The 24,114-nt window shown below is 70.4% G+C and carries 24 protein-coding genes and 1 pseudogene; 18 read left to right on the top strand and 7 right to left on the bottom strand.

What is annotated here, in order from left to right; genetic code table 11:
• Nucleotide 1: 1 nt before the first annotated feature.
• Nucleotides 2–619 (bottom strand): NAD(P)H:quinone oxidoreductase, encoded by a 618-nt coding sequence (gene wrbA / locus AB0I71_RS08115; RefSeq protein ID WP_357582523.1) that lies wholly within the window; start codon nt 617–619, stop codon nt 2–4.
• Between the two features lie 148 nt (nt 620–767).
• Here wrbA and AB0I71_RS08110 point away from each other — a divergent pair, with 148 nt between their 5' ends.
• The 8 genes from AB0I71_RS08110 (at nt 768) to AB0I71_RS08075 (ending at nt 8,165) form a co-directional block, all read left to right on the top strand.
• Nucleotides 768–1,607 (top strand): ABC transporter ATP-binding protein, encoded by an 840-nt coding sequence (locus AB0I71_RS08110; protein ID WP_357582522.1) that lies wholly within the window; start codon nt 768–770, stop codon nt 1,605–1,607.
• A complete protein-coding gene (locus tag AB0I71_RS08105; protein WP_357582521.1) occupies nt 1,604–2,437 on the top strand; it encodes an ABC transporter permease in 834 nt (277 codons plus the stop codon). The genes AB0I71_RS08110 and AB0I71_RS08105 overlap by 4 nt, the downstream gene beginning before the upstream one ends.
• Nucleotides 2,395–3,642, top strand: coding sequence for a sensor histidine kinase (locus AB0I71_RS08100; protein WP_357582520.1), 1,248 nt, complete (start codon nt 2,395–2,397; stop codon nt 3,640–3,642). Before AB0I71_RS08105 ends, AB0I71_RS08100 begins: the two co-directional genes overlap by 43 nt.
• Complete coding sequence (locus AB0I71_RS08095) at nt 3,639–4,256, top strand: response regulator transcription factor (RefSeq protein ID WP_357582519.1); 618 nt, start codon at nt 3,639–3,641, stop codon at nt 4,254–4,256. The genes AB0I71_RS08100 and AB0I71_RS08095 overlap by 4 nt, the downstream gene beginning before the upstream one ends.
• 64 nt (nt 4,257–4,320) lie before the next feature.
• A complete protein-coding gene (locus AB0I71_RS08090) occupies nt 4,321–4,809 on the top strand; it encodes a GNAT family N-acetyltransferase (RefSeq protein WP_357582518.1) in 489 nt (162 codons plus the stop codon).
• Between the two features lie 43 nt (nt 4,810–4,852).
• On the top strand, nt 4,853–5,443 hold the full coding sequence (locus tag AB0I71_RS08085) for an HAD-IA family hydrolase (protein WP_357582517.1): 591 nt from the start codon (nt 4,853–4,855) through the stop codon (nt 5,441–5,443).
• 349 nt (nt 5,444–5,792) lie between these two features.
• Nucleotides 5,793–6,917 carry a winged helix DNA-binding domain-containing protein gene (locus AB0I71_RS08080; protein ID WP_357582516.1) on the top strand — a complete coding sequence of 375 codons (1,125 nt, stop codon included), beginning with the start codon at nt 5,793–5,795 and terminating at the stop codon, nt 6,915–6,917.
• 168 nt (nt 6,918–7,085) lie between these two features.
• Entirely contained in the window at nt 7,086–8,165 is a 1,080-nt protein-coding gene (locus AB0I71_RS08075; RefSeq protein WP_357582515.1) for a DMT family transporter, read from the top strand.
• A 357-nt stretch (nt 8,166–8,522) separates the two neighbouring features.
• Here the strand turns inward: AB0I71_RS08075 and AB0I71_RS08070 are convergent, their stop codons facing one another.
• Nucleotides 8,523–9,443 (bottom strand): alpha/beta fold hydrolase, encoded by a 921-nt coding sequence (locus AB0I71_RS08070; RefSeq protein ID WP_357582514.1) that lies wholly within the window; start codon nt 9,441–9,443, stop codon nt 8,523–8,525.
• Between the two features lie 48 nt (nt 9,444–9,491).
• On the opposite strand from AB0I71_RS08070, the gene AB0I71_RS08065 reads away from it, so the two are divergent.
• The gene (locus AB0I71_RS08065) at nt 9,492–10,484 is read left to right on the top strand and encodes a reductase (protein WP_357582513.1); all 993 of its coding nucleotides are present in this window, start codon (nt 9,492–9,494) and stop codon (nt 10,482–10,484) included.
• A gap of 27 nt (nt 10,485–10,511) precedes the next feature.
• Here AB0I71_RS08065 and AB0I71_RS08060 read toward each other — a convergent pair whose 3' ends face one another.
• Entirely contained in the window at nt 10,512–11,663 is a 1,152-nt protein-coding gene (locus AB0I71_RS08060; protein ID WP_357582512.1) for an alpha/beta hydrolase, read from the bottom strand.
• Between the two features lie 62 nt (nt 11,664–11,725).
• On the opposite strand from AB0I71_RS08060, the gene AB0I71_RS08055 reads away from it, so the two are divergent.
• Nucleotides 11,726–12,268 carry a TetR family transcriptional regulator gene (locus tag AB0I71_RS08055; protein WP_357582511.1) on the top strand — a complete coding sequence of 181 codons (543 nt, stop codon included), beginning with the start codon at nt 11,726–11,728 and terminating at the stop codon, nt 12,266–12,268.
• 70 nt (nt 12,269–12,338) lie between these two features.
• Nucleotides 12,339–12,923: a dihydrofolate reductase gene (locus tag AB0I71_RS08050; protein WP_357582510.1), complete on the top strand. Its 585-nt coding sequence runs from the start codon at nt 12,339–12,341 to the stop codon at nt 12,921–12,923.
• A gap of 125 nt (nt 12,924–13,048) precedes the next feature.
• Here AB0I71_RS08050 and AB0I71_RS08045 read toward each other — a convergent pair whose 3' ends face one another.
• The 3 genes and pseudogenes from AB0I71_RS08045 to AB0I71_RS08035 form a co-directional block, all read right to left on the bottom strand.
• Complete coding sequence (locus AB0I71_RS08045) at nt 13,049–13,507, bottom strand: GNAT family N-acetyltransferase (protein WP_357582509.1); 459 nt, start codon at nt 13,505–13,507, stop codon at nt 13,049–13,051.
• A 109-nt stretch (nt 13,508–13,616) separates the two neighbouring features.
• The gene (locus AB0I71_RS08040) at nt 13,617–13,808 is read right to left on the bottom strand and encodes a DUF397 domain-containing protein (protein ID WP_357582508.1); all 192 of its coding nucleotides are present in this window, start codon (nt 13,806–13,808) and stop codon (nt 13,617–13,619) included.
• Nucleotides 13,795–14,082 (bottom strand): annotated as a pseudogene (locus tag AB0I71_RS08035) (Scr1 family TA system antitoxin-like transcriptional regulator); the annotation flags it as partial. The pseudogene AB0I71_RS08035 and the gene AB0I71_RS08040, both read right to left, overlap by 14 nt.
• A gap of 150 nt (nt 14,083–14,232) precedes the next feature.
• Here AB0I71_RS08035 and AB0I71_RS08030 point away from each other — a divergent pair.
• A complete protein-coding gene (locus AB0I71_RS08030; RefSeq protein ID WP_357582507.1) occupies nt 14,233–15,291 on the top strand; it encodes a hypothetical protein in 1,059 nt (352 codons plus the stop codon).
• 20 nt (nt 15,292–15,311) lie between these two features.
• On the opposite strand, the gene AB0I71_RS08025 is transcribed toward AB0I71_RS08030, so the two are convergent.
• A complete protein-coding gene (locus tag AB0I71_RS08025; protein ID WP_357582506.1) occupies nt 15,312–16,070 on the bottom strand; it encodes an IclR family transcriptional regulator in 759 nt (252 codons plus the stop codon).
• A 162-nt stretch (nt 16,071–16,232) separates the two neighbouring features.
• On the opposite strand from AB0I71_RS08025, the gene AB0I71_RS08020 reads away from it, so the two are divergent.
• From AB0I71_RS08020 to AB0I71_RS07995, 6 genes are all read left to right on the top strand, one after another.
• Nucleotides 16,233–17,417: a fumarylacetoacetate hydrolase family protein gene (locus AB0I71_RS08020; protein WP_357582505.1), complete on the top strand. Its 1,185-nt coding sequence runs from the start codon at nt 16,233–16,235 to the stop codon at nt 17,415–17,417.
• Complete coding sequence (locus AB0I71_RS08015; protein WP_357582504.1) at nt 17,414–18,937, top strand: aldehyde dehydrogenase (NADP(+)); 1,524 nt, start codon at nt 17,414–17,416, stop codon at nt 18,935–18,937. Before AB0I71_RS08020 ends, AB0I71_RS08015 begins: the two co-directional genes overlap by 4 nt.
• A gap of 50 nt (nt 18,938–18,987) precedes the next feature.
• Nucleotides 18,988–20,328 carry an extracellular solute-binding protein gene (locus tag AB0I71_RS08010; protein ID WP_357582503.1) on the top strand — a complete coding sequence of 447 codons (1,341 nt, stop codon included), beginning with the start codon at nt 18,988–18,990 and terminating at the stop codon, nt 20,326–20,328.
• Nucleotides 20,329–20,405: 77 nt separating this feature from the next.
• Nucleotides 20,406–21,347, top strand: a complete 942-nt coding sequence (locus AB0I71_RS08005; RefSeq protein ID WP_357582502.1) for a sugar ABC transporter permease — start codon at nt 20,406–20,408, stop codon at nt 21,345–21,347.
• Nucleotides 21,347–22,231, top strand: a complete 885-nt coding sequence (locus tag AB0I71_RS08000; RefSeq protein WP_357582501.1) for a carbohydrate ABC transporter permease — start codon at nt 21,347–21,349, stop codon at nt 22,229–22,231. The genes AB0I71_RS08005 and AB0I71_RS08000 overlap by 1 nt, the downstream gene beginning before the upstream one ends.
• 85 nt (nt 22,232–22,316) lie before the next feature.
• Nucleotides 22,317–24,044 (top strand): IlvD/Edd family dehydratase, encoded by a 1,728-nt coding sequence (locus tag AB0I71_RS07995; protein WP_357582500.1) that lies wholly within the window; start codon nt 22,317–22,319, stop codon nt 24,042–24,044.
• Nucleotides 24,045–24,114 lie beyond the last annotated feature (70 nt).

The raw sequence follows: 24,114 nt of genomic DNA, 5'->3' as shown, positions 1-24,114 counted from the left end.
CTCAGCCGGTCAGGCCCTGCTTGAGCGCGGCACTGATGGTGACCGCCCGCTTGGCGGTCAGCGCGGTCGCCCCCAGCGCGACGTGGTCGGGCGCGGTCTCGCCGTTGTTGCTGGTGTGCGAGGCACCGTACGGGTTGCCGGCGGTGAACTGGCTCGGCTCGGTGTACCCGGGGGTGACCACGATCCCGCCCCAGTGGTAGAAGACGTGGAACAGCGACAGCAGGGTCGACTCCTGCCCGCCGTGCTCGGTGGCCGTGGAGGTGAAGCCCGAGTAGACCTTGTTGGCCAGCGCACCCTGCGCCCACAGCGGGCCGGTGGTGTCGATGAACTGCTTGAGCTGGGCGGCGACCAGTCCGTAGCGGGTCGGCGACCCGAAGATCACTACATCCGCCCAGCTGAGGTCGTCGAGCTGCGCCTCCTCCACGTCCTGGGTTTCCAACCGGTGCGCCTCCCATCCCGAGTTGGAGCGGATCGCCTCGTCCGGTGCCAGCTCGCGTACCTTGCGCAGCCGCACCTCCGCACCCGCCTCACCGGCGGCCTCGCAGGCCGCCTGCGCCATCTGGTAGGTGATGCCGGTCGCGCTGTAGTAGATCACCGCCACCTTGACCTGTGCCGCCATCGCTCGTCCTTCCTTTTCGGGATCAACTCCGGCGACTACCCGATGCTTGCGTCGACAAACATCGGCCGGTGTCCACCGGTCGACGGACACCGCCGTTCCGTCCACCGGTCGTCCCGTACGGCCCCCCTGCCGGCAGACGATCGGAAACATGAGCGACACCCCCACCATCCGCGTACGCGGACTACGTAAGACCTACGGCGACACCGTCGCCGTCGCCGGCCTCGACCTTGACGTCGCCGCCGGCGAGGTGGTGGCCCTGCTCGGACCCAACGGGGCGGGCAAGACCACCACGATCGAGATCCTGGAGGGGCACCGGGGCCGCGACGCCGGTGAGGTGAGCGTGCTCGGGCACGATCCGGGCCGCGCCGACCTGGACTGGCGGGCCCGCATCGGCATCGTCACCCAGGACAGCGGCGACCTCGGCGAGTTGACCGTCGGGGAGTCGGTGAGCCACTTCGCCCGCTACTACCCCCGACCCCGCGATCCAGCTGAGGTCATCGAGCTGGTCGGCCTCACCGCGAAGGCCACGGCCCGGGTACGGACCCTCTCCGGCGGTCAACGCCGTCGTCTCGACGTCGCCCTCGGCATCGTCGGCCGCCCCCGGCTGCTCTTCCTCGACGAACCGACGACCGGCTTCGACCCGCAGGCCCGCCGCCGGTTCTGGGACCTGATCCGGCAGTTGTCCGGAGCCGGAGGCTGCACGATCCTGCTGAGCACCCACTACCTCCAGGAGGCCGAGGCGCTGGCCGACCGGGTCGCCGTCATCACCGGCGGCCGGATCCTCGCCGACGCGACCCCGGCCGCCCTCGTCGGTCAGGCCTCCGCACGCACCGTCGTGCGATGGGCCGACGGCCGGCAGGAGACCGACGACCCGGCCGCGCTCATCGCGTCGCTCACCGGCCGGTACGGCGGGAGCGTGCCGGAGCTGACAGTCAGCCGCCCGAGCCTGGAAGACGTCTACCTCGACCTGATCGGAGACGCGTCATGACCACCACCGTCCGGCCCGCCGTGCCGCGCCGCCCGTCGGCGGTCCGGCTCGGGCTGCACCGCGCGACTATCGAACTGAAGGGCTTCTTCCGGGAACGGGACGCCGTGGTGTTCACCTTCGCCATGCCGGCGGTGATCCTCGCACTGCTCGGCTCGATCTTCGACGGGGTCTACCCCGGCAGCGACGTGACCTCCGCCCAGTACCTGGCGCCCAGCATGATCGCCGCCGGGGTCGCCTCGACGACCTTCATCAACCTGGGCACCGGTATCGCCGCCGACCGTGACGACGGCACGTTGCGCCGGCTGCGCGGCGCGCCGATGCCGCCGTCGGCGTACTTCATCGGCAAGATCCTGATGGCCCTGGTGGTCACCGTCGGCGAGACGGTGCTGCTGCTCGGCATCGCCGTGCTCGCCTTCGACCTGTCCCTGCCCACCGACCCGGTCCGCTGGCTCACCTTCGGCTGGGTGTTCCTGCTCGGGGCCACCGCCTGCGCCCTGACCGGCATCGCCGCGAGCAGCCTCGCCGGCTCGGCCCGCAGCGCCGGTGCCGTGATGAATCTGCCCTACCTGGTACTGGCCTTCATCTCGGGGGTCTTCTACACCCCCGTCGGTCAACTGCCCGAGCCGCTGCTCACGGTCGGCTCGCTGTTCCCGCTCAAATGGATGGCGCAGGGCTTCCGATCGGTGTTCCTGCCCGACAGCATCCTCCCGCAGGAGGTCGTACCCTCCTGGGAACACGGCCGGATCGCGCTGGTGCTGGCCGCCTGGTGCATCGGAGGGATGGTGCTGTGTCTGACCACCTTCCGCTGGCGGGGTCGACGCTCCCGGTGACCGCGCCCGTGACCACCGGGGCGGCGACCTCGCCCACCGCCCCGGACTCGTGGAGCGGACGTTTCCGGCTCTGGGACAGCTATTTCGCGCTGGCGGGTGCCGGGGTCGCTCTGGTCGTGGCTGCCGACACGTGGTGGTCACCCGTCGCCCGCGTCGGTTGTCTCGCGCTGTTCCTCGCCCTGGCCGGCTGGTACCTCGGCTTCGGCCGGCGACTGATGCGCGAGTCCATCGAGGACTGGCGGGGCTACCTCTACCTCGCCGGTGTGGCCCTGCTCTACGTGCCGGCGGTGCTGCTCAACGGGAACGCCTCGTTCCTGCTGTTCGTGCTCTGCCCGCAGATGTTCATGGTGCTGCCGGCCGTACCGGCGGTGCTCGCGGTGGTGCTGTTCAACTCGGTGCACCTCGTCGTCCTGGCCATCCGCCTACCGGACCTGGGCGACCTCGTCGCGCCGCTGCTGGTTGCGGTGATGATCGTGTTCGTCGTCTGCGTCCTGGGGGTCTGGTCGCAGCGCACCGTCGACGAGAGCGCCCGACGAGCCGACCTGATCGCCCAACTGGAGCGGACCAGGGCCGAGCTGGCCGAACTGTCCCACCAGGCAGGCATCGCCGCCGAGCGCCAACGACTCGCCGCCGACATCCACGACACCGTCGCCCAGGGCCTGTCCAGCGTGGTGATGCTCGTCCAGGCCGCCGAGGCCGACCTGGACGGCACCCCGGACCGGGCCCGTCAGCACCTGCTGCTGGCCCGGCAGACGGCCCGGGAGAACCTGGTCGACGTGCGGACACTTGTGGCCGCGTTGACGCCCGCGCAGCTCACCGGCGCTCCATTGGAGCAGGCTCTGCATCGGCTGGCGGAACGGTTCAGCCAGCAGACCGGCGTACCGGCGACCTGCGTCGTCTCCGGCGCCGGCCCGCCGCCGCGCACGGACCTGGAGGTGGTGCTGCTCCGCGCGGCACAGGAGGCGCTGGCAAACGTCCGCCGGCACGCCGACGCCCGGGCGGTGGCCGTCGTGCTCCGCCGCGACGACAGGCGGATCGCGCTGGAGATCGCCGACGACGGGACCGGGTTCGACGTCGACGCCGCCACCGAGGGCTACGGCCTGGCCGGGCTGCGAACCCGCGTCGAGCAGGCCGCCGGCTCGCTTGTCGTACGCTCCGCACCCGGCGCAGGGACGACGATCCGGGTGGAGGTGCCCTACCGATGATCACTGTGCTGCTGGTGGACGACCATCCTGTGGTCCGCGCCGGTGTGGCCGGCATGCTCGCCGGCGCCGACGACATCACGATCATCGGTGAAGCCGGCGACGCGGCCGAGGCGGTGACCCAGGTCCGCCACCGGCGGCCTGACGTGGTGCTGATGGATCTGCGGCTGCCCGGCGGTGACGGAGTCGAAGCCACCACCCGGATCCTCACCGAGTCACCACAGACCCGGGTGGTGGTGCTCACCACCTACGAAACCGACGGCGACATCCTGCGCGCCGTCGAGGCCGGTGCGGCCGGCTATCTGCTCAAGGACGTCGCGCGGGCCGACCTGATCACCGCCGTCCGCACCGCGGCGCGCGGCGGTACCGTCCTGACTCCGTCGGTGGCCACCCGGCTGCTGCACCAGGTCCGCCGGCCGGCCCGCGGCACGCTGTCCGCCCGCGAGGTGGAGGTGCTGCGCCTGGTGGGCCAGGGCTTGTCGAACGCCGAGATCGGTCGCGAACTGCACATCAGCGAGGCGACCGTGAAGACCCACCTGCTGCGTACCTTCAACAAGCTCGACGTCTCCGACCGCACCGCCGCGGTCACCACCGCGATGGCCGCCGGCCTGCTGTGAGCCGCGCCCGGCGGGCGGATTTCCGGTGGCCGGCACCGGCGGTGAGGTGGCAGGCTGACCGGTGATGGAGATCAGGATCGCGACCGCCGACGACTGGCCCGGCATCTGGCCTTTCCTGCGGGAGATCGTCGCCGCGGGCGAGACGTACACCTGGCCCCGGGACGTCGACGAGGCACGGGCCCGGCAGATGTGGCTGGTGCCTGCGCCCGGCCGGACCGTGGTCGCCGTCGACCGGGACGGCACCGTCCTCGGCTCGGCGAAGCTGTCCCCCAACCAGCTGGGTCCCGGGGCGCACGTCGCCAATGCCAGTTTCATGGTCGCTCCGGCGGCGGCCGGGCGCGGGATCGGGCGGGCCCTCGGCGAGTTCGTGTTGGACCTGGCCCGCGCCGACGGCTACCGGGCGATGCAGTTCAACGCGGTGGTGGCGGTGAACACGCGGGCGGTGGCACTGTGGCGGTCCCTCGGCTTCGACGTGGTGGGGCGGATCCCGGACGGCTTCCGACACCCCGCCGACGGCTACGTCGATCTGCTCGTGATGTACCGGCGGCTCTGAGCCGGCGCACCGGCTGTCCCGGGCTGCCGGATAGCCTGGGCCGGTGATGCTGCCCCTGCCGACCGGCGAGTTCCAGGCGTACCTGTTCGACTGCGACGGCACCATCGTCGACTCGATGCCCCAGCACTACACCGCGTGGCGCACCACCCTCGACCAGTGGGGCTGCGTCTTCCCCGAGGACCTCTTCTACGCCTGGGCCGGGCGACCGACCGCGGACATCGTCGTCGCCCTGAACGAACAACAGGGCCTCAACATGCCTGTGGAGACCGTCGTCGCCCACCGGGAGACACGCTTCCAGCAGCTGCTGCCCACCGCGACCGGCATCCCCGGGGTGCTGCGGCACATCGACGACGCGCACGGACGCGTCCCGTTCGCCGTGGTCTCCGGCAGCACCCGGGATGCCGTCACCGCCTCGCTGGACGCGCTGGGCATCCTCGACCGCTTCGACGTGCTGGTGTGCGCGGGCGACTACGCCCGCCCCAAGCCCGACCCCGAGCCGTTCCTGCGTGCCGCCGAACTGCTCGGCGTACCGCCCAGGTCCTGCCTGGTCTTCGAGGACGCGGACCTGGGCATCGAGGCCGCGACCGCCGCAGGCATGGCCGCCGTCCGGGTGCCGCAGCCCCGCCGGAGCTGAGCGCGAGCACCGCCGGCTTGCTCAAGATATCCGCAAGTTGCGGAGTTCACAGTTCTCGACCAGGTAGGAAAACGTCATCCTGATGACACCGGTGCCGGCGACTCCGTCGCCGCCCTCGCACCGGTCGACCTGAACGGGGGATCGCGCTCCGCCATCAACGTTGCTGGCGTAGCGCGGTCAGGGGGCACCGCACGACGACCCGACCCCGGTCGCGTTGTCGGTGCCGGCACCTATGCTGCCGTCGACCATTGAATCCTTATCGACCTGGGCGCTCGTCCGTCGGCCCTGCGGTCCGCCGGACCGCACGGTGAGGTCGAGAACGGTTCACTGAGGGAAGGCGGCCGACGTCGTGGCACCTGCCGGTACGACCGCGCTGAGCGGCCCCGAGGCCCTCGCGCTGCGGATGACCAGCCTCCTGCTACGCCCCCACCCCACAGAGGCCCCGCCGGCCAGCGTGGCCGACGTGGTGGAGTGGTTCGGCGCCATGCAGGCACAGGACCTGGCCAGCGGCATGTGGTCACTGGGCGTCCGGCTGCCCGGGGCCACCCACGCCGACGTGCACGCCGCGCTGGAGCGCCGCGAGGCCCTGCGGACCTGGCCGATGCGCGGCACCATCCACCTGGTGCCGGCCCGCGACGCCCGCTGGCAGTTGGAGCTGACCGGCGTACGCGCGCTCGCCGGTGCGGCGAGGCGGCGCGAGTTCCTCGGCCTGTCCGAGGCGGAGGCGGACCGGGCGGCCGAGGTGCTGGGTGAGGCCCTCACCGGCGGCCGACGGCTGACCCGCGCCGAGTGCGTGGCCACGCTTGTCGCGGCCGGCATCGACGGCGCCGGCCAGCGCGGCTACCACCTGCTGTGGTACGCGGCCCAGCGCGGTGTCACCTGCATCGCCCCCAACGTCGGCACCGAGCAGACCTTCGCGCTGCTCGACGAGTGGGCACCCGACCAGCGACAGCTCGACCGCGACGAGGCACTCGCCACCCTGGCGGTGCGTTACTTCCGCAGCCACGGCCCCACCACCCGGCAGGACTTCGCCGGCTGGACGGGCCTGACCGCCGCCGACGCCAGACGCGGCATCGCCGCCGCGGGCGCCGACCTGACCACAGTCCTGGTCGACGGCGCCGAGGCGGTGCTGCACACGCCGCTGCTGGACGCACCCCGCGCCGAGGTGGACGACGTGCTGACCCTGCCCGGCTTCGACGAGTACCTGCTCGGCTACAAGGACCGCGCGCTGATGCTCGACCCGGAGCACAAGCAGGCCATCATCCCCGGTGGCAACGGTGTCTTCCAGGCCACAGTCGTCGTCGGCGGCCGGGTGGTCGGCACCTGGAAACGCAGCCTGGCCAAGACCCGCGTGACCCTGACCGTGCACCCGCTCGTCGACCTCGACCCGGCCCGCCGCGCGCAGGTCGAGCAGGCACTGCACCGGTACGCCGCCTTCCTCGCCCTGCCGCCCCGGGTCGTCTGGAGCGACTGAACACACCCGTTGCTCGCCCCGGTCGCCGACAGTACGGTCACCTGGTGACCTTCGTTGTCTCGCCGCCACCGGCCAACCGGTAACCGCACCTGAGCCCGGCCCGGCTCGCACCTTCCTGAGCCCGGGCGCTGCTGTGCTGCCCGGGCGGCGACGACAACGGAGAACTGTGTGAACACGTACACGCCCACGACAGGGCGGGGAATCCTCTATATCTGTGTCGCGGCGATCGCCTGGGGAACGGGCGGCGCGGCGGCTGCGGTCCTCTTCACCGTCAGCGGTCTCGGGCCGCTCGCGGTCTCCTTCTGGCGGTTCGCCGGCGGGGTGCTGCTCCTGCTCGCCGTCCATCTGGTCGTCCACCGCCGCACCCCGGACCTGCCCCGGACCAGATGGCGGCAGGTCATCGTGACCGGGGTGGGGCTGGCCGTCTACCAGACCGCCTACTTCGCGGCGGTCGGCTACGCCGGTCTCGCCGTCGCCACGGTGGTGACCCTGGGCTGCGGTCCGATTCTCATAGCCATCGGCTCTCACCTGCTGGTCGGGGAACCGCTCGGTCGCGGCGGCGCGGTGATCGTGACGATGGCGCTGGCCGGCCTGTTCCTGCTGGTCGGCGGCGGCGGGCTCGACACCGGGTCGGCACCTCTGCTGGGCCTGCTCTGCGCGCTGCTGTCCGCGACCGGCTACGCCGGTGTCACGTTGCTGGGCCGCAAGCGGGGCCGCGACGGCGGCAGCGGCAACTCACCGGCGATGACACTCGGCGGGTTCGCCGTCGGGCTGCTCTGCCTGTTCCCGCTGGCGGTGATCGAGGGGCCGCTGCCCAGCGCGGGCGACATCGGGCAGGTCCTCGGGCTGCTCGTCTACCTCGGGATCGTCCCGACCGCGCTGGCGTACCGCCTGTTCTTCGCCGGGCTGGCCACGGTCCGGGCCACCACCGCGTCGGTCGTCGCACTCGTCGAGCCGGTGACCGCCGCCGTGATCGCGGTGGTCCTCCTGCACGAGCAACTCACGGTGGCCACCGTCGCCGGTTCGGCGATCATGCTCGGCGCGGTGGTGGCGCTGACCGTCGGCGAGCGGCGGGAGACCGGCGGCCGGATCTACGGTGGAGCCGGTCCGAGAGCCGACCTTCGCAGGTACCGCGAGCCGACGACGGCGGCCAGGCTGGCGAGGCCCGCCAACACCGCGACCGGCCCGCCGGGTCCGAGCACCGGGCGGACCGCAGGGACGACCGGGCCGAGGAACACCTCGGCGTAGGTGGTCATGACAGCGACTGCGGCCACGATCGTGACGACACCGAGCCCACCGGCCACCAGCGGCAGCCACCCTCGCCGGCCCGGGTCGGCGATCGTCCACGCGGTGACCACGTTGAGCAGCACGGCCGCGCCGACATACCAGGCCCACCCCGGGAACTCGGTGAGGCGTACGGCCCGGTCGCCGTACCAGGCCCAGGGCAGGCCGACGGTCGCGACGAGGGTTCCTGCCGCGCCAGCGACGGCGGCCGCCCGAATGACGACCTTCGACATCACGTCCTCCCGCCACGCCGGCGGGCCGTCACCCGGACCATGACACGTGCGCGGTGCCGGCCGCTCGAACCCCAGGTCGGCACCGCGCTCAGGACCTCGGGTCGGCGGTCAGGAAGTCGCGCACCGTGTCGGAGATGGTCGGCCAGTCGGCGGCGAACTCGTAGAAGTGGTGATCGGCCTGGCTCTCGATCAGCTCGGCTCGGGGTATCCCGGCGACCAGGGCCTCGGCGTGCGCGAACGGCACCGCCCCGTCACGGCGGCTGGCGATCACCAGGGCCGGTTGGGTGACCTGGGCGGTGAGGTCGCCGCGGGGGCCCAGGTCGTTGCGGAAGCCAGCGCCGGAGCGCATCCGGGAAAAGAGCCAGACCAATTGCGTACGCTGCGCCGGGGTCAGCCCGGCCAGCACCTGGTCCGCCGGGAGGGTGGCCAGGCCGGCGAGCAGTTGCCGCAAGCCCCGGTCCGGCGTGCGGCGCAGCAGTGACCGCATCCCACCCCACGTCACGCCCTCGGTGCGGGGCGCGAACATCAGCCCCGCCAGCAGACGGGTACGGCGGTCCGGATAGGGCAGCGGCCCCACCGCGCCCTGCAGAACCAGCCGCTCCACCAGGCCCGGATGACGGGCCGCGAAGGCCACCGCGGTCGGCCCGCCCGCGGAGATGCCGACCGCCGCGGTGACCCGCTCGAAGCCCAGGTGCCGGCACAGTTCGGCGGTCACGTCGGCGAAGCCGGGCACGGTTGTCCCGGTGGTGACAGGAGTGCGGCCGTACCCGGGACGCGACGGCGCCAGCACGGAGATGTCCGCCTCGGCGTAGACCCGCTCGTCCAGGGTCAGACCGGCGCGCATGTGACCACCGTGAAACACCACGACGACCGCGTCCCCGCGCTGGTCCAGCCGATACTCCACCGGGCCGGCGGACAGGGTCACGGTGTTCGTCGGCCGCTCCATCATGGAGGTCACCAGCCGAGGGTAGAGCAGCTCGGCCGCGCTGTCGGCCCCGGTTCTGCCCACGGCAGAGATCCTTGGCCGCGCCGCGCCACCGCTGCTTGGCTGGGCACCATGCAGACACTGGTGCTGGGCGGGACGGCGTGGCTGGGGCGGGAGGTGGCCCGACAGGCCGTCGACCGGGGGCATGCCGTCACCTGCCTGGCCCGTGGGGAGAGCGGAGCGGTGCCGGACGGCGCGGTCCTCGTCGCCGCGGACCGCAGCGACCCGACAGCGTTCGACGTGTTACGCGAGCGTGACTGGGACGCCGTCATCGAGGTGTCGTGGCAGCCCGGCTTCGTCCGGCAGGCCCTGCGCGCGTTGGGCGACCGGGCCCGGCACTGGAGCTATGTCTCGTCGGTGAACGCCTACGCCAGCCACGACACACCCGGCGCCGACGAGTCGGCGGCCACCCTGCCGGCGACGGTTCGGGACAGGGTCGACCGTGAGCAGTACGGCGAGGCGAAGGTGGCCTGCGAGCAGTCCTCCACGACCGAGGTGGGCGACCGGTTGCTGGTGGCCCGTGCCGGGCTGATCGGCGGCCCCGGCGACCACACCGACCGATCCGGCTACTGGGTGGCCCGGGCCGCCCGCGCCCCCGAGACGCCGATGCTGGTGCCGCGCACCCCCGATGCGCCGACGCAGGTGGTCGACGTACGCGATCTGGCAGGCTGGCTGCTGGACAGCGCGGCTGCCGGCACCGTCGGCACGTTCAACGCGGTCGGGCCGGTGGTGCCGTTCGGTGAATGGGTCGCCCTGTGCCGCGCCGTCGGCGGGCACACCGGTCCGGTGGTCGACGCCGACGCCGACTGGCTGGTGGGCCAGGGCGTGGCCCAGTACATGGGCCCGGAGTCGCTGCCGATGTGGCTTGTCGAGCCGGGCTGGTCCGGCTGGTCGGCGCGCAGCGGCGCGGCGGCGTGCGCTGCCGGGCTGCGTCACCGACCGCGCAGGGACCTGCTGGCGGACGTCCTCGCCTGGGAGCGGGAGGCCGGGCTGGACCGTGACCGGCGCGCCGGCCTGAGCGCCGGCCGAGAGGCCGAGTTGCTCGACACCCTGGGCCGGGCCTAGCAACCATGGCGAATGGTGGGCCGGCCGCTACCTCGTCGGATGGCGGTCGGGATGGTCGACCGCTCCGGCTGTCGGGATCTTTCCGCCTCCCACGTCGATGTAGGCCAGGAGGACGTCCAGGGCATCGATGACAGCGGTCAGCCGCCAGGACCGGACGAGGTCGAACGCGTGCTGGCCGCCGGGCAGTTCGACGTGGACCACCGGTTGCGACGACTCGGCCCGCAGCTTGTCCGCCAGCGCGCGCGCCGCTGCGGCGGAGGTGTAGTTGTCGAGGGCTCCGTGCGCGATCAGGAAGGCCGGCGCGTCCGATGCCGGCAGCGCGAACGGGGTCGAAGCGACAGTCTCCTCGGTGCTGCGACCGTAGTAGCGGCCGTAGTAGCCGTAGAGGCAGACCGCTGCGGCGGGGCGCTCGTCCGGGTTCCCGCGCAGCGCGTACAGCGAGGTCAGATGGGCGCCCGCAGAGCTGCCCGCCAGCACGACCGTCGACGCGTCCGCGCCGTACTCCGCTGCGTGCGTCCTCGCCCAGGCCATCGCGGCGGCCGCGTCGGCAAGGTGTTCCTCGAAGCCTGCCCCGGGGCGGAGCCGGTACGTCGCGCTCACGCACAGCCAGCCACGCTCGGCGAGGTGGTGCAGAAGGCCGCGGCCCTCCCAGTTCTTGCTGCCCGAGAAGTAGCCGCCGCCGTGGAAGTAGACAAGCACCGGGCCACCCGTGGGTCGGTCACGGCGCCGCAGCACGTCGAGGCGCTGACGCCGATGGTCGCCGTAGCGCAGGTTACGCAGCCGCTGCACGGAGCGTGGTCGGAACGGCAGCGGGGTGAGGGCCGTGCGCCACAAGCTTCGCCGCGCCGGTGCGCGGTCGATGCCGGCCGCTCGCAGCGCGGCACCGGCGACGGATCGTGCACGGGTGGCTCGGCGGATCAACGCGACAAGCATCACCGCGGTCGCGGCCGCGCCTGCCAGCAGGACGCCGGACAACACGTCGCGGCGCAGTTCCCCGCTCCAGAGCGCCGCAGCAGTCGACACCGCGAGCAGGGTCAGGATCAGATGAGGCACCTCGTTCACCACCATCCCGGCCAGGAAGGCGGCCCGCGCCAGCGGCCGTGGCCGCGCGGGTGGGGTCAACGCGGCGGTGGTGGCCAGGCCGAGCACGAGGACGTGCACCAGATAGTCGTTCGGCACGGGCTGCTCCTCTACAGATGTCGAGGGATGTTACTCTACACCTGTAGAGGGAAGGGGTGCCCGTGGCGACCGAACGTCGGACCGTGATCGCGGATGCGGCGATCACGACGCTGGCCAAGGCCGGCGGACGTGGACTCACCCACCGGGCCGTCGACAGGGAGGCGGGGCTGCCGATCGGCTCGACCTCCTATTACCTCCGCACCCGGGCCGACCTGCTCCGGGCGGCCGTCGACCGGCTGGCCGAGCTGGACGAGGCGGCCCTCACCCCCGCCACCGACGGGACGCTCGCCGCAGACCTCGCGCGCGCCATCGACCACCTGCTCACCACCGACCGCGAGCGGCTCCTCGCCCGGTACGAGCTCGCACTCGAAGCCGTACGACGTCCCGAGCTGCGCGCGTTCCTGGCGGCCGGCACGCACCGGGTGCGTGCTGTGATCGAGCAGCGGCTGGCCGAGCAGGGTGTCGTGGCACCACGCGAGGTGGCCGAAGCCACGCTCGCCCTCGTCGACGGCCTGCTCTTCGCCGAACTCACCGCGATCGAAGGGCAACAACGAGGCCGCCCCGAGCTGGAAGCCGCCCTGGCGAGGATCGTGGGCACACAGTGACCCCGAGCCCGGGCCGAACCAGCCAACGACCACCGACCGGGACAGTTGACCACCCTGTGATGGAGGAACCATGCGCCGACTCACCTACTACGTCGCGACCACCCTCGACGGCTTCATCGCCGGTCCGGACGGTGGCGACCCGAGCGGCCAGAGCTATTTCCCGGTCCCACCCGACCTGGTCGACTACATGGTGACGAACTTTCCGGAGACGCTGCCCGCACCCGCCCGCGCCGCACTGGGCATCGACGGGCCGGGAAAGGTCTTCGACACCGTGCTGGAGGGTCGGGCGTCCTATCAGGTCGGCCTGGACGCCGGGCTGGACGACGCCTACCCGCACCTGCGTCACCTGGTGTTCTCAACCACCATGCGGGAGGTTCCGGGCGACACCGTCGAGCTGGTCAGCACCGACGCTCTTGAGCGAGTCCGCAGGCTCAAGCTGGACGGCAGCGAGCTGGACATCTGGCTGGTGGGCGGCGGTACGTTGGCCCACAGCCTGCTACCCGAGATCGATCGGCTCATCATCAAACAGCACCCGTCCGTGATCGGCTCAGGGATCCCGATGTTCGCCGGTCCGTTCCAGCCCACGCTGTTCACCCACGTTGACACCTCGGCTCTGGACTCCGGGGTGCGCGTACTGACGCTGGACCGGGCCTAGCCGATCATCAGCTCGGTGGCTGGCCCGGCGAGGGCGGAACCACTGCTGACACGTGGGCGGCTGGCGATGAGACCTGCGAGGAGAACGTCGCACTGTACGTTCGCCCGACGCCGGTCAACGACCACCTAGGTCTGCCGATCAGGAGAACCTGGCGAAGCTGCGTCCCGCCGTGGCCTTTGTCCAGGCAGCGGCTTACGAAGGATGTGGTTGAGACCGAACTCGGTATCACTGGTGCGGACATCGACGTAGCCCAGCCGATGGTAGAAGCCGTGCCCGGTGATGCTCGCGCCGGTCTCCATGTGGTCGAAGCCGTCCGCAGCAGCGAGTTCTTCGACGTGCCCGATCAACCGCCGGCCGACACCGCGACCGATCGCCCCCGGATGCACGAACATCGTGAAAACCTTGTTGCCGTCGCGGGACACCGTACCGACGACCTCGTCCCACTCGGCGACGAAGACCTGACGTTCCATTGCCAGTTGCGCCAACCGCTCGGCGGTGAAGTGGGCACACATCCGCTCGATCAGCTCGGCAGGGTAGTCACGGCTATTGACCTCACGCAGGCATCGCCCGATGAGCCCTGCCACCGCCGGGGCGTCGTCCCGCCGGAACAACCGCACACGCGTCACGCCGCCATTCTGCCTCGGTAGCGCCGTGACGACAGACCCGGTCGTGGACGTCGATCAGGTCGTCCGGTCAGGACCGATCGGTGACCTGGGCGACAAAGGCGCGCCACGCGGACGGCGCGAAGGTCAGCGCCGGGCCGGTCGGGTCCTTCGAGTCGCGGACACCGACGACGCCGGGAAGATTGTCGGCGACCTCGACGCAGTTTCCGCCGCTCGCGCCGCTGCGGGTGCTCTTGCGCCACCGGGCGTTACTGAGGTCCATGATGGCTCTCAACTTCCTTCAACAGGTCGATGGACTGCCGGCGTGGTAGCGCCTCGTTTCGGACGCTCTCCCATCTCGCCTGAAGCGTAGCCACATCATCATCCTTGTCGACGACGTCACCGCCGAGTTGATTCTCAAGGTGACCGACCCAGACACCCTCACCAGACCGCGCCAGCGCGAACGGCCCAGAAAGTCCCACGTGCAGACCGCTGCCAAGGGGGATGACGTGGACGTGAACGTGCGGAAGCTCGGCCATTTCGATCAAGTGGGCGAGCGGCAGTTGTTCGTGATGCCGCAGGGCATGCACCCGGTGGACGTGGCACCGGTCCCGTACGCCGCGCGTCGGTGCCCGCCCCGCCACCGCGTCGCGCGGGCGCGTGGGTGAGCACCGCCCGATGGTGACCTCGCCTCGTACGCTTCGGGCATGGCACGGCGATCGTCGATGGAACGGCTGGTGCGGTCGACCTGGGTGCGCCTGGCCCACGGCGTGCGGACGCGGACGCTTCCGGTCCTGCTGGTCTTTGCCGGGCTGTCCGGGGTGATGCTCCTGCTGGCTCGCGGTGCCGCCGAGTACGGCCGCACGCTGGCCATGGAGTTGGGCGCCGAGTTCGTGGGGGCGCTGGTGGTGATCTTCGCGCTGACACCGATCGTCCGGCGTTCCCAGCAGGGCCGCGTCCGCGAACACCGCCACCTCGACTTCACCTGGTACACCGACCGGGTAATGACCGCGACCGCGTCGGTGCGCATTCTGCACACGTTCTCGCGGCTGTTCTCCCCGCCGTACAGTCAGCGGTTCCTCGCCGCGGCGGCGGGTCTGATCCGCCGGGGCGGCCGGGTCGAGGTCCTGCTGATGCACCCGGACTCGGTGGCCGCGATGCTGCGCACGACCGAGTTGGCCGGGCGCCGCGACGTGAGTCAGGAATCGCGCCGCAACCTGCAGACGCTTGAGGCTTTCCGGCAGGGCCTCGACGAGACCTCCCGCGCACGCTTCGAGGTGCGGCTCTACACCGCCTCCGCTTCGGTGCAGATGTACCAGTGGGACGACAGATTGCTGGCGTCCTTCCTGCCGCTGGGAAAGCTCTCCGGTGATCATTCGCAACTGGAGGTTTCGACGGTGTCGCCGCTCGGGAGCTTCGTCACGGAACGCGCCGACGAGCTGTGGGACGGCGGCACGGCGCTCAGCGAGTACTGGCTGACCGGTGTCACTCTCACCGACGACGAGGGCCGGCGGCGGTACTCGTGCCGGTTTCTCGACATCGGCGACCGGCACTACCTGGCCGACGCCCGGGTGATCGCCCAGCTTGCCCGCGCACAGAACGGTTCGGTCAGAGTCGAGCTCCGACAGTGCCCGGGGACGGTGCACGGGGTGGACGTGATCACCGAAGGTGACCCGGACCTGGCGTCCGTGCGGCAGCGTTTCCTGGAGAAGTACGGCCAGTCCGAGACCGTCTTCGTCCGCCTCAACCCGTTTCCGCCGGCCTGACGGGCGCGGCGGGACTCTGGTCAACCGAGGTTGGCGGTGTGGCCGAGTTCGCCGGAGATCTGGTTCGCGGTGTCGAGCAGCAGCGGAAGGCTGTCCTTGAGCTGGTCGAGGCTTGCGATGACCTCGATGGCGGTCATCGAGGCGGCGGCGATGACCCGCCCGCGTGAGTCCCTGATCGGCGCGGCCACGCACATGACGTACGTGTCGTGCTCGCCGTTGTCGACGGCCCAGCCCTGTTCCCGGATGCGGACGAGTTCGGCGTCGAGCGACTCGCGGTCGGCGTACGTGGTGGGGGTGAACCGTTCGAAGACCACGTGGGAGAGGAGGCGGTCGCGTTCCTCCGTCGGCAGGTACGCCAGGATGGTCTTGCCGACGGCGCTCGCGTAGATCGATACCGCCCGACCGATCCGCGACGGCAGCTTGACCGCGTCGAAGGCCGGGCTGTCGACCTTGTCGATATAGATGATTTCGTCGCCGGTGAGCTGCGCCAGGTGCACGGTGTGGCCGGTCTGGCGCTGGAGGGTGCGTAGGGGCGCGGCAGCGAACTGGCGCAGGTCCATCGAGCCGAGTGCGAGTTCCGACAGCTCGATGATGCCGCTGCCGAGCACGTAGGTCCCGGCGCCGGTCCGGCGGACGAAGCGGGCCGATTCGAGTGTCTGGAGGATCCGCAGGGCCGTGGACTTGTGGACACCCAGGACCTCCGCCGCCTCGGTGAGTGACAGCGGATGCTCCGCAGCCCGACGGATCAGGTCGACCGCACGGCGAATCGATTGCGACAAGGCGATGTCTCCCTCCACATGGCGACCCCGACGGCCGCCAGTTGCATCATATGCAACGCAACCAGCTTCACGTGCAATCGACTATTGACACCGTTGCATATGACGCTACGATCGTTGCAGATTCCAGCTCGGCGACCCCCGACCTGTTCCAGGGGAGTGACGATGAGCAAGGAGCCCTGGTTCGGGACCGCCGTCGAGGCGTTGCCGGACGATGCCGAGGACAGCGTCCTCATCGGCCGGATCTGGGACCCGTCCGTCGACGGCCCCTCACCCGTGACCGTCCGCGACGGCGAGGTCATCGACGTCAGCCACCAGTTCCCCACCGTGCGGGACATCTGCGAGCTGCCCGACCCCGCCGCCGCGGTGGCCGGGTTGGACGGGCCACGGGTCGGCAGCCTCGGCGAGCTGCTCGCCAACACCGATGCCGCGAGCCGTGACCGGAGCCGACCCTGGCTGCTCGCTCCGGTAGACCTGCAAGCGCTCAAGGCCGCCGGCGTGACCTTCCCCGTCTCGATGATCGAACGCGTCATCGAGGAACGCGCCCGGGGAGATCTGACCCTCGCGGCGGACATCCGCCGCCGGATGCTCGCCGACATCGGCGCAGACCTGCACAGCCTGGTTCCTGGCTCGACCGAGGCGGAGCGACTCAAGGCCGCGCTGATCGCAGAGGGCATCTGGAGTCAGTACTTGGAGGTGGGGATCGGCCCCGACGCCGAGATATTCACGAAGGGTCAGGTCCTCTCCGCCGTCGGCACCGCCGTCCCGGTAGGCGTGCTCGCCGCGTCGACCTGGAACAATCCCGAACCCGAGGTCGCGCTGATCGTCCAGTCCAGCGGCCGGATCGTCGGCGCCGCCCTCGGCAACGACGTCAACCTGCGGGATGTCGAAGGCCGGTCGGCACTCCTGCTCCCCCTGGCGAAGGACAACAACGCCTCGTGCGCCCTCGGTCCGCTGATCCGGCTGTTCGACGAGCGGTTTCCGCTCAGTCGGGTACGCGAACTCACCGTGGATCTTCAGGTCCACGGGGTGGACGGCTTCCACCTGGCGGCGACCTCGGAAATGGCCCGGATCTCGCGCGACCCAGCGGCGCTGGTACGGCAGTTGATCGGCCCGCAGCACCAGTATCCCGACGGCGCCGTCCTGATGCTCGGCACCATGTTCGCCCCCACCCAGGACCGCGAACGTCCCGGCGAGGGCTTCACCCACAAGGTCGACGACGTGGTGCGGATCAGCTGCCCGGCACTCGGCACCCTGGTCAACCGGGTGTGGCACGCGGAGCAGTGCGAGCCCTGGCAGTTCGGCGTCCGCGATCTCATGAGCAATCTGGCTAAGAGAGGACTGCTGTGAACGTCACCACCACCGATCCGCGCGACGGCCGGCAACACCCGACGGACCTCACCGAGACCGACGAGTCCGGCGTGGCCACGATCGCCGGTCAGGCGTCCCGGGCGGCCCAGTGGCTGCTCGACAGGGGCCGGCTCGGTCGGGCGCACCTGCTGGACGCGATCGCCACCTCCCTGGAGTCCCGTCGCGAGAGCCTGGTCGCGACCGCGGAGGCAGAGACCGGACTGGCACCGGCGCGTCTCGGCTCGGAACTCACCCGGGCGGCGGTCCAGTTCCGGATGTTCGCGGCGGTGCTGCGTGACGGCGGGTACCTGGAAGCGGCCATCGACCACGCCGCCGACACACCGATCGGGCCCGGCCCGGACCTGCGGCGGATGCTCGTACCCCTCGGGCCGGTGGCCGTCTTCGGAGCCAGCAACTTCCCGTTCGCCTTCTCCGTCGCCGGAGGCGACACCGCCTCGGCGCTCGCCGCCGGCTGTCCCACGGTCCTGAAGGCCCACCCGTCCCATCCGCTGACATCGCGGGCCTCCGCCGACGCGATCGAGTCGGCCATCGTCGACCTGGGTGGGCCCGACGGTGTGATCGCGACCGTGTACGGCGAGCAGGCCGGCCGTTGGCTGGTGCGCCATCCGGCGATCCGGGCGGTCGCCCTGACCGGCTCCCTCGGCGCCGCCCGCGCCATCCAGGCGGCAATCGACGAACGCGCTGATCCCGTTCCGCTCTACGCCGAGCTGAGCAGCGTGAACCCGATCGTGATCCTGCCCGGCGCGGCCGCCGGCCGAGCAGCGCAGATCGCCGAAGGACTCTTCGCCTCCTTCACCGGTTCGGGCGGTCAGCTGTGCACCAAGCCCGGGCTGGCGTTCGTCCCGGCGGACCCGGGCGGCGACGATCTGGTCGACATGCTCCGGGGGACTGTCGACACCGCCGGCGGGATGGTCCTGCTGAACCAGCGCATCCGTGACGCGTACGAGAGTGGGGCCGCCGCGTTGGAGAAGGCCGGTGCTCACCTCGCCGCGCGGCCCTCGATCGAGGCGGGTAAGGGCTTCACTGTGGCACCGACGCTCCTGGAGGTCGACCTGCCGAGCCTGACCGCGGAGATCACCGACGAGTGCTTCGGCCCGCTCATGGTCGTGGTCCGCTACCGCGACGTCGCCGAACTCGACGCCGCGCTCGCGACAGTGCCGCCATCGCTCACCGGCTCCGTCCACAGCGGACCTGGCGACGACACCGATGCCGTACGCACGCTTGTCGACATCCTCGCTGCCCGCTGTGGTCGCATCGTCTTCGACGGCTATCCCACAGGCGTCCGGGTCTCCTGGGCGCAGCACCACGGCGGGCCCTGGCCGTCGACGAACGCCGTGCACACCTCGGTGGGCGCCACCTCGATCCGACGCTTCCTGCGCCCGCTGGCCTGGCAGAACGCCCCGGAATGGATCCTCCCCGAGGAGCTGCGGGACGGGTACACCGCCATTCCCCGACGCGTCGACGGGAGGTTGCTGCCTGGGACCGATCACCAGTCGTGATGTCGACGCATGGAACCTCGTGCACCGCGAGCCCGAAGGGAACGACGTCAATGAAGACGAGACGCACACTCGCCACGGTGGCGATGCTCGCCGCCGCGGGCGGCCTGGTCGCCTGCTCCTCCGACGAAGGCGGCAGCGACGCGAGCAACTGCACAAACACCATCACCAAGCAGGACCTGCCGGTTGTCACGATGTGGGCCTGGTACCCGAACATGCAGCTGGTCGTGGACAACTTCAACAAGGCCAACGACGAGGTCCAGGTCTGCTGGACCAACGTCGGACAGGGCGGCGACCAGTACGACAAGTTCCAGACGGCCATCTCCGCGGGCACCGGCGCACCCGATGTCGTCATGGTCGAGATGGACCGGATCCCGACCTTTCAGATCCAGAACGCGCTCGTCGACATCAGCGGGTACGGCCTCGACGCGGTCCGAGCCAACTACGGCGAGGGGGCCTGGAAGGACGTCTCGGTCGGCGACGCGGTCTACGGCGTCCCGGTCGACGGCGGCCCGCTGGCGATGATCTACCGCAAGGACATCTTCGACAAGTACAACATCACCCCGCCCACGACCTGGGCCGAGTACGAGCAGGCCGCGCAGAAGGTGAAGGACGCCGGCGGGCCGCTCTTCGGCGACCTCGGCGCGAACGTCCCAGCGCTGATGATGGCGCTACAGATCCAGAAGGGCGCGGCCCCGTTCACCTACGACCCCGCACAGCCGGAATCGATAGGTGTACGCCTTAACGACCAGGCGTCGAAGGACGTCCTGGACTACTGGGCCGGACTCGTCCGCAAGGGCCTGGTCGGGACGCAGGACCAGTTCACCCCGGAGTACATCTCCGGGGTCATCAACGGCAACTACGCGACGTACATCTCCGCCGCCTGGGCACCCGGCTACCTCACCGGCGCGGGCGTCGGTCAGGGACAGGACACCGGCACGTTCGCGGTGGCGCCCCTGCCGCAGTGGGATCCGAACAACCCGGTCCAGGTGAACTGGGGCGGGTCGGCCTTCTCGGTCACCAGCCAGTCCAAGAAGCCGGACCTCGCGGCCAAGGCCGCCTACGGGCTCTACGCCGACCAGGAGTCGCTCACCGACGGCTGGACCAACCAGATCATCTTCCCGCTCAACCTGACGGCCCTCAACAATCCCGAGTTCGTCGATCTCAAGGTGGCGTTCTTCGACGGCCAGCAGGCGAACAAGGAGGTCTACGTCCCGGCCGCCAACGCCTACCAGGGCGTCGTCTACAGCCCCTTCGGCCAGTACTACTTCGATGCCATGACCAAGCAGATAAGCGAGATGAGCGCCGGCTCCGTCACCGGTTCGCAGGCTGCCGACCGACTCCAGGAGGACGTGACGAAGCACGCCACCGAGCAGGGCTTCACCGTCCGATGACCGACCGGGTGGGCCGCGCCGTCCTCCCCCGGCCGGCCCACCCTCGACCCCCAGCGGCCCACGTCCCGGAGCCCGACATGACATCGATCACCGAGAAACGCGCACCGCGCACCCACCATGAGAAGCGCAAGACCCGAGGCACGATCCAGCGCCGGGAGCACCTGACGGGGTGGCTCTTCGTCGGGCCGTTCGGGGTCGTCTTCCTGGCGTTTCTCATCGCCCCACTGGCGTACGCGCTCTATCTCAGCCTGTTCCAGAAGAAGCTCATCGGCGGCACCAGCTTCGTGTTGTTCGACAACTACGTGAAGGCGTTCACCGACCCGAGCTTCCTGTCCGGAGCGTGGTTCGTCATTCGCTTCGCGCTCGTCGCCATTCCGGTCCAGATCGCCATCGCGCTCGCCATGGCCCTCATCCTGGACGCGGTGACCTCCCTGTTCACCCGCTTCTCCCGCCTCATGATCTTCCTGCCCTACGCGATCCCCACGGTCATCGGGGCGGTGATGTGGGGGTTCCTGTACAGCAGGAGCTTCGGCCCGCTGACCGACGTCTTCGGGTTCTTCGGCGCCACCGCACCCGACTTTCTGAGCAGCAACCTGATCTTCTACGGCCTGCTCAACATCGTCACCTGGCAGTGGGCCGGCTACTACATGATCATCCTGTACGCCGCGCTCCAGGGAATCGATCCGACCCTCTACGAGGCCGCTCGGATGGACGGGGCCGGGCGATGGCAGGTCGCGCGGCGGATCAAGATCCCGCTGATCTCGCCCGCGCTGATCCTGATCCTGGTCTTCTCGCTCATCGGCACCCTGCAGTTCTTCAACGAACCGCAGATCCTGCGGTACCTCGCCGCCGGCACGATCGGGTCGGACTTCACCCCCAACATGTACGCGTACCAGCAGGCGTTTGGACTCGCCAACTTCAACTACGGGTCGGCGATCTCGTTCGCCCTCGGCGGACTCGTCTTCATCTGCGTCTACGCGTTCCTGTTCTTCACCCGCAAGCGGAGGAGCTTCCTCTGATGTCCCACCACAGCAGCGTCAGCGCAGGCCACCGCCGACCGCAGCGCCACCTTCCGCTGCAGATCCTCCTCGGCTTCCTGGTCATCTACTTTCTCGTGCCGTTCTGGTGGGTCATCGTCAACAGCTCCAAGGACGCGCCGGGCCTGTTCGGCGGCGGCAACACCCTCTGGTTCGCCGACCAGATCGACTACCTCGGCAACCTCAGACAGCTGTTCACCTACGACGGGGGCATCTACCTCCGGTGGATCCTGAACTCCACGTTGTACGCGCTCGCCGGCGGGATCGGGGCCACGGTCCTGGCGGTGATGGCCGGGTACGGGTTCGCCAAGTACCGGTTCGCCGCCCGGCGCTTCAGCTTCGCCGTCGTGCTCGGCGCGCTGATGGTGCCCGCCACCGCCCTGGTCATCCCGACCTTCATCATGTTCGCTCAGCTCGGCCTGACGAACACGGTCTGGGCCGTCATCCTGCCCTCGTTGCTCAATCCGTTCGGCGTCTACCTGATGCACGTCTACGCCCGCGACGCCGTACCCGACGAGATCCTGGACGCGGCGCGGGCCGACGGCGCGGGAGAAGTGCGCACCTTTCTCCAGATCGCCCTGCCGCTGATGCGCCCTGCGGTGGTCACCGTCCTGCTGCTGTCCGCCGTCGCGTCCTGGAACAACTACTTCCTGCCGCTGGCCATGCTCTCCGACAACCGACTCTTTCCGGTCACCGTCGGCCTCGGCCTCTGGCAGGGCGTCGCCTCCGCGAACAACGCGGGCGGCACCTCCCTGTGGAGCCTGATCATCCTGGGCTCACTCGTGTCGGTGGTGCCACTGATCATCGCGTTCTTCAGCCTCCAACGACACTGGCGCGGCGGCCTGTCCGTCGGGGGCCTCAGGTAGGTCACCCACCCCGCCATCTGATCAACCGCCCGCCCGTGGACCGCCGCGAACGCCGCGGCCAGACAGCCGACAGGAAGGTGTGCCGATGTCGATGACGAATCGACCGCTGCGCAGCGCGCAGTGGTTCGGTGCCGACGGCCGCAACGGTTTCATTCATCGGTCCTGGATGCGTAACCAGGGGTTCGCCGACGATGTCTTCGACGGCCGCCCGGTGATCGGCATCGCCACCACCTGGTCGGAACTGACACCGTGCAACGCCCACCTCAGGGAGCTGGCCGAGTCGGTGAAGCGGGGGGTGTGGGAGAGCGGCGGCCTGCCGCTGGAGTTCCCCGCGATGAGCCTCGGCGAGCCGCTCATGCGGCCCACGACCATGCTCTACCGCAATCTGCTGGCGATGGAGGCGGAGGAACTGATCCGGGCCAACCCGCTCGACGGCGTGGTCCTGCTCTCCGGCTGCGACAAGACCACCCCCGGCCTGCTGATGGGTGCGGCAAGCGTCGACCTCCCGACCCTGCTGATCACCGGCGGACCGATGCTCAACGGCAAGTTCCGCGGTCAGGACATCGGCTCGGGCACCGCCGTCTGGCGCTTCACCGAGGAACTGCGGGCCGGTCGGATGACCGTGGCCGACTGCGCGGAGGCCGAAGTCTGCATGTCCCGCAGCCGGGGTCACTGCATGACCATGGGCACCGCCTCCACGATGGCCTGCGTGACCGAGGCGTTGGGCGTGCAACTGCCCGGGGCCGCCGCGGTTCCGGCTGTCGACTCGCGCCGGTACGCCCTCGCGCACGCCGCCGGCCGCCGGATCGTGGCCATGGTCGAGCAGGACCAGCGCCTGTCCACGGTGCTCACCCGTCACGCGTTCGAGAACGCCATCCGGGTCAACGCGGCGATCGGTGGCTCCACGAACGCCGTCGTCCACCTGCTCGCGATCGCCGGCCGCGTCGGCGTACCCCTGTCGCTTGAGGATTTCGACACCCTCACCACCGACGTGCCCATGCTCGTCAACCTGATGCCGTCCGGGACGTACCTGATGGAGGACTTCGCCTACGCGGGTGGCGTCCCGGCGGTGATGACCGAAATCGCCCCGCTGCTGCACCTGGATCAGATCACGGTCAGCGGGAAGAGCGTGGCGGACAACATCGACGGCGTCCAGTGCTGGAACCGGCAGGTCATCGGCACCCTGGCCGAGCCCTTTCAGCCCGCCGGGTCGGGCACCGTCGTGCTGCGGGGCTCGCTCGCGCCTTCCGGGGCGGTACTGAAGGTCTCCGCCGCCTCGGCTCACCTGCTCACGCACACCGGGCCGGCGCTCGTCTTCGACCGGATCGAGGAGTACGCCGTCGCCGCCGACGACCCGGATCTCGACGTCACCCCCGACACCGTCATCGTGGTGCGTAACGCCGGGCCACGCGGCTACCCGGGCTTCCCCGAGGTCGGCAACGTGCCCATGCCACGACGGCTGCTCGCCGCCGGCATCACGGACATGGTGCGGATCTCCGACGCCCGGATGAGCGGCACCGGGTACGGCACCTGTGTCCTGCACGTGGCACCGGAGGCGTCGGTGGGCGGCCCTCTGGCGCTGGTCCGCACCGGCGACCTGGTCCACCTCGACGTCCCGGCGCGCCGCCTGGACCTCCTGGTCGACGAGGCGGAGCTCGCCGGACGCCGGTCCGCCTGGCAGCCGCCGAAGCCGGCGGCCGACCGGGGATGGGTACGGCTGTACAGCGAGCACGTCCAGCAGGCCGACAAGGGCGCGGACCTGGACTTCCTCGTCGGTGGCAGCGGCAGCGCGGTACCCCGTCACTCGCACTGACTCCGGCACGCGCAACTGGGTACATCTGTTGTCGCCGGAACGACAACAGATGTACCCAGTGGTTCTCGCG

It is taken from the genome of Micromonospora sp. NPDC049891 (genome assembly GCF_040660295.1).
Lineage (GTDB): Bacteria > Actinomycetota > Actinomycetes > Mycobacteriales > Micromonosporaceae > Micromonospora.
The sequence above is the reverse complement of the archived record's forward strand: the minus strand, read 5'-3'. Positions and strand labels throughout refer to the sequence as shown.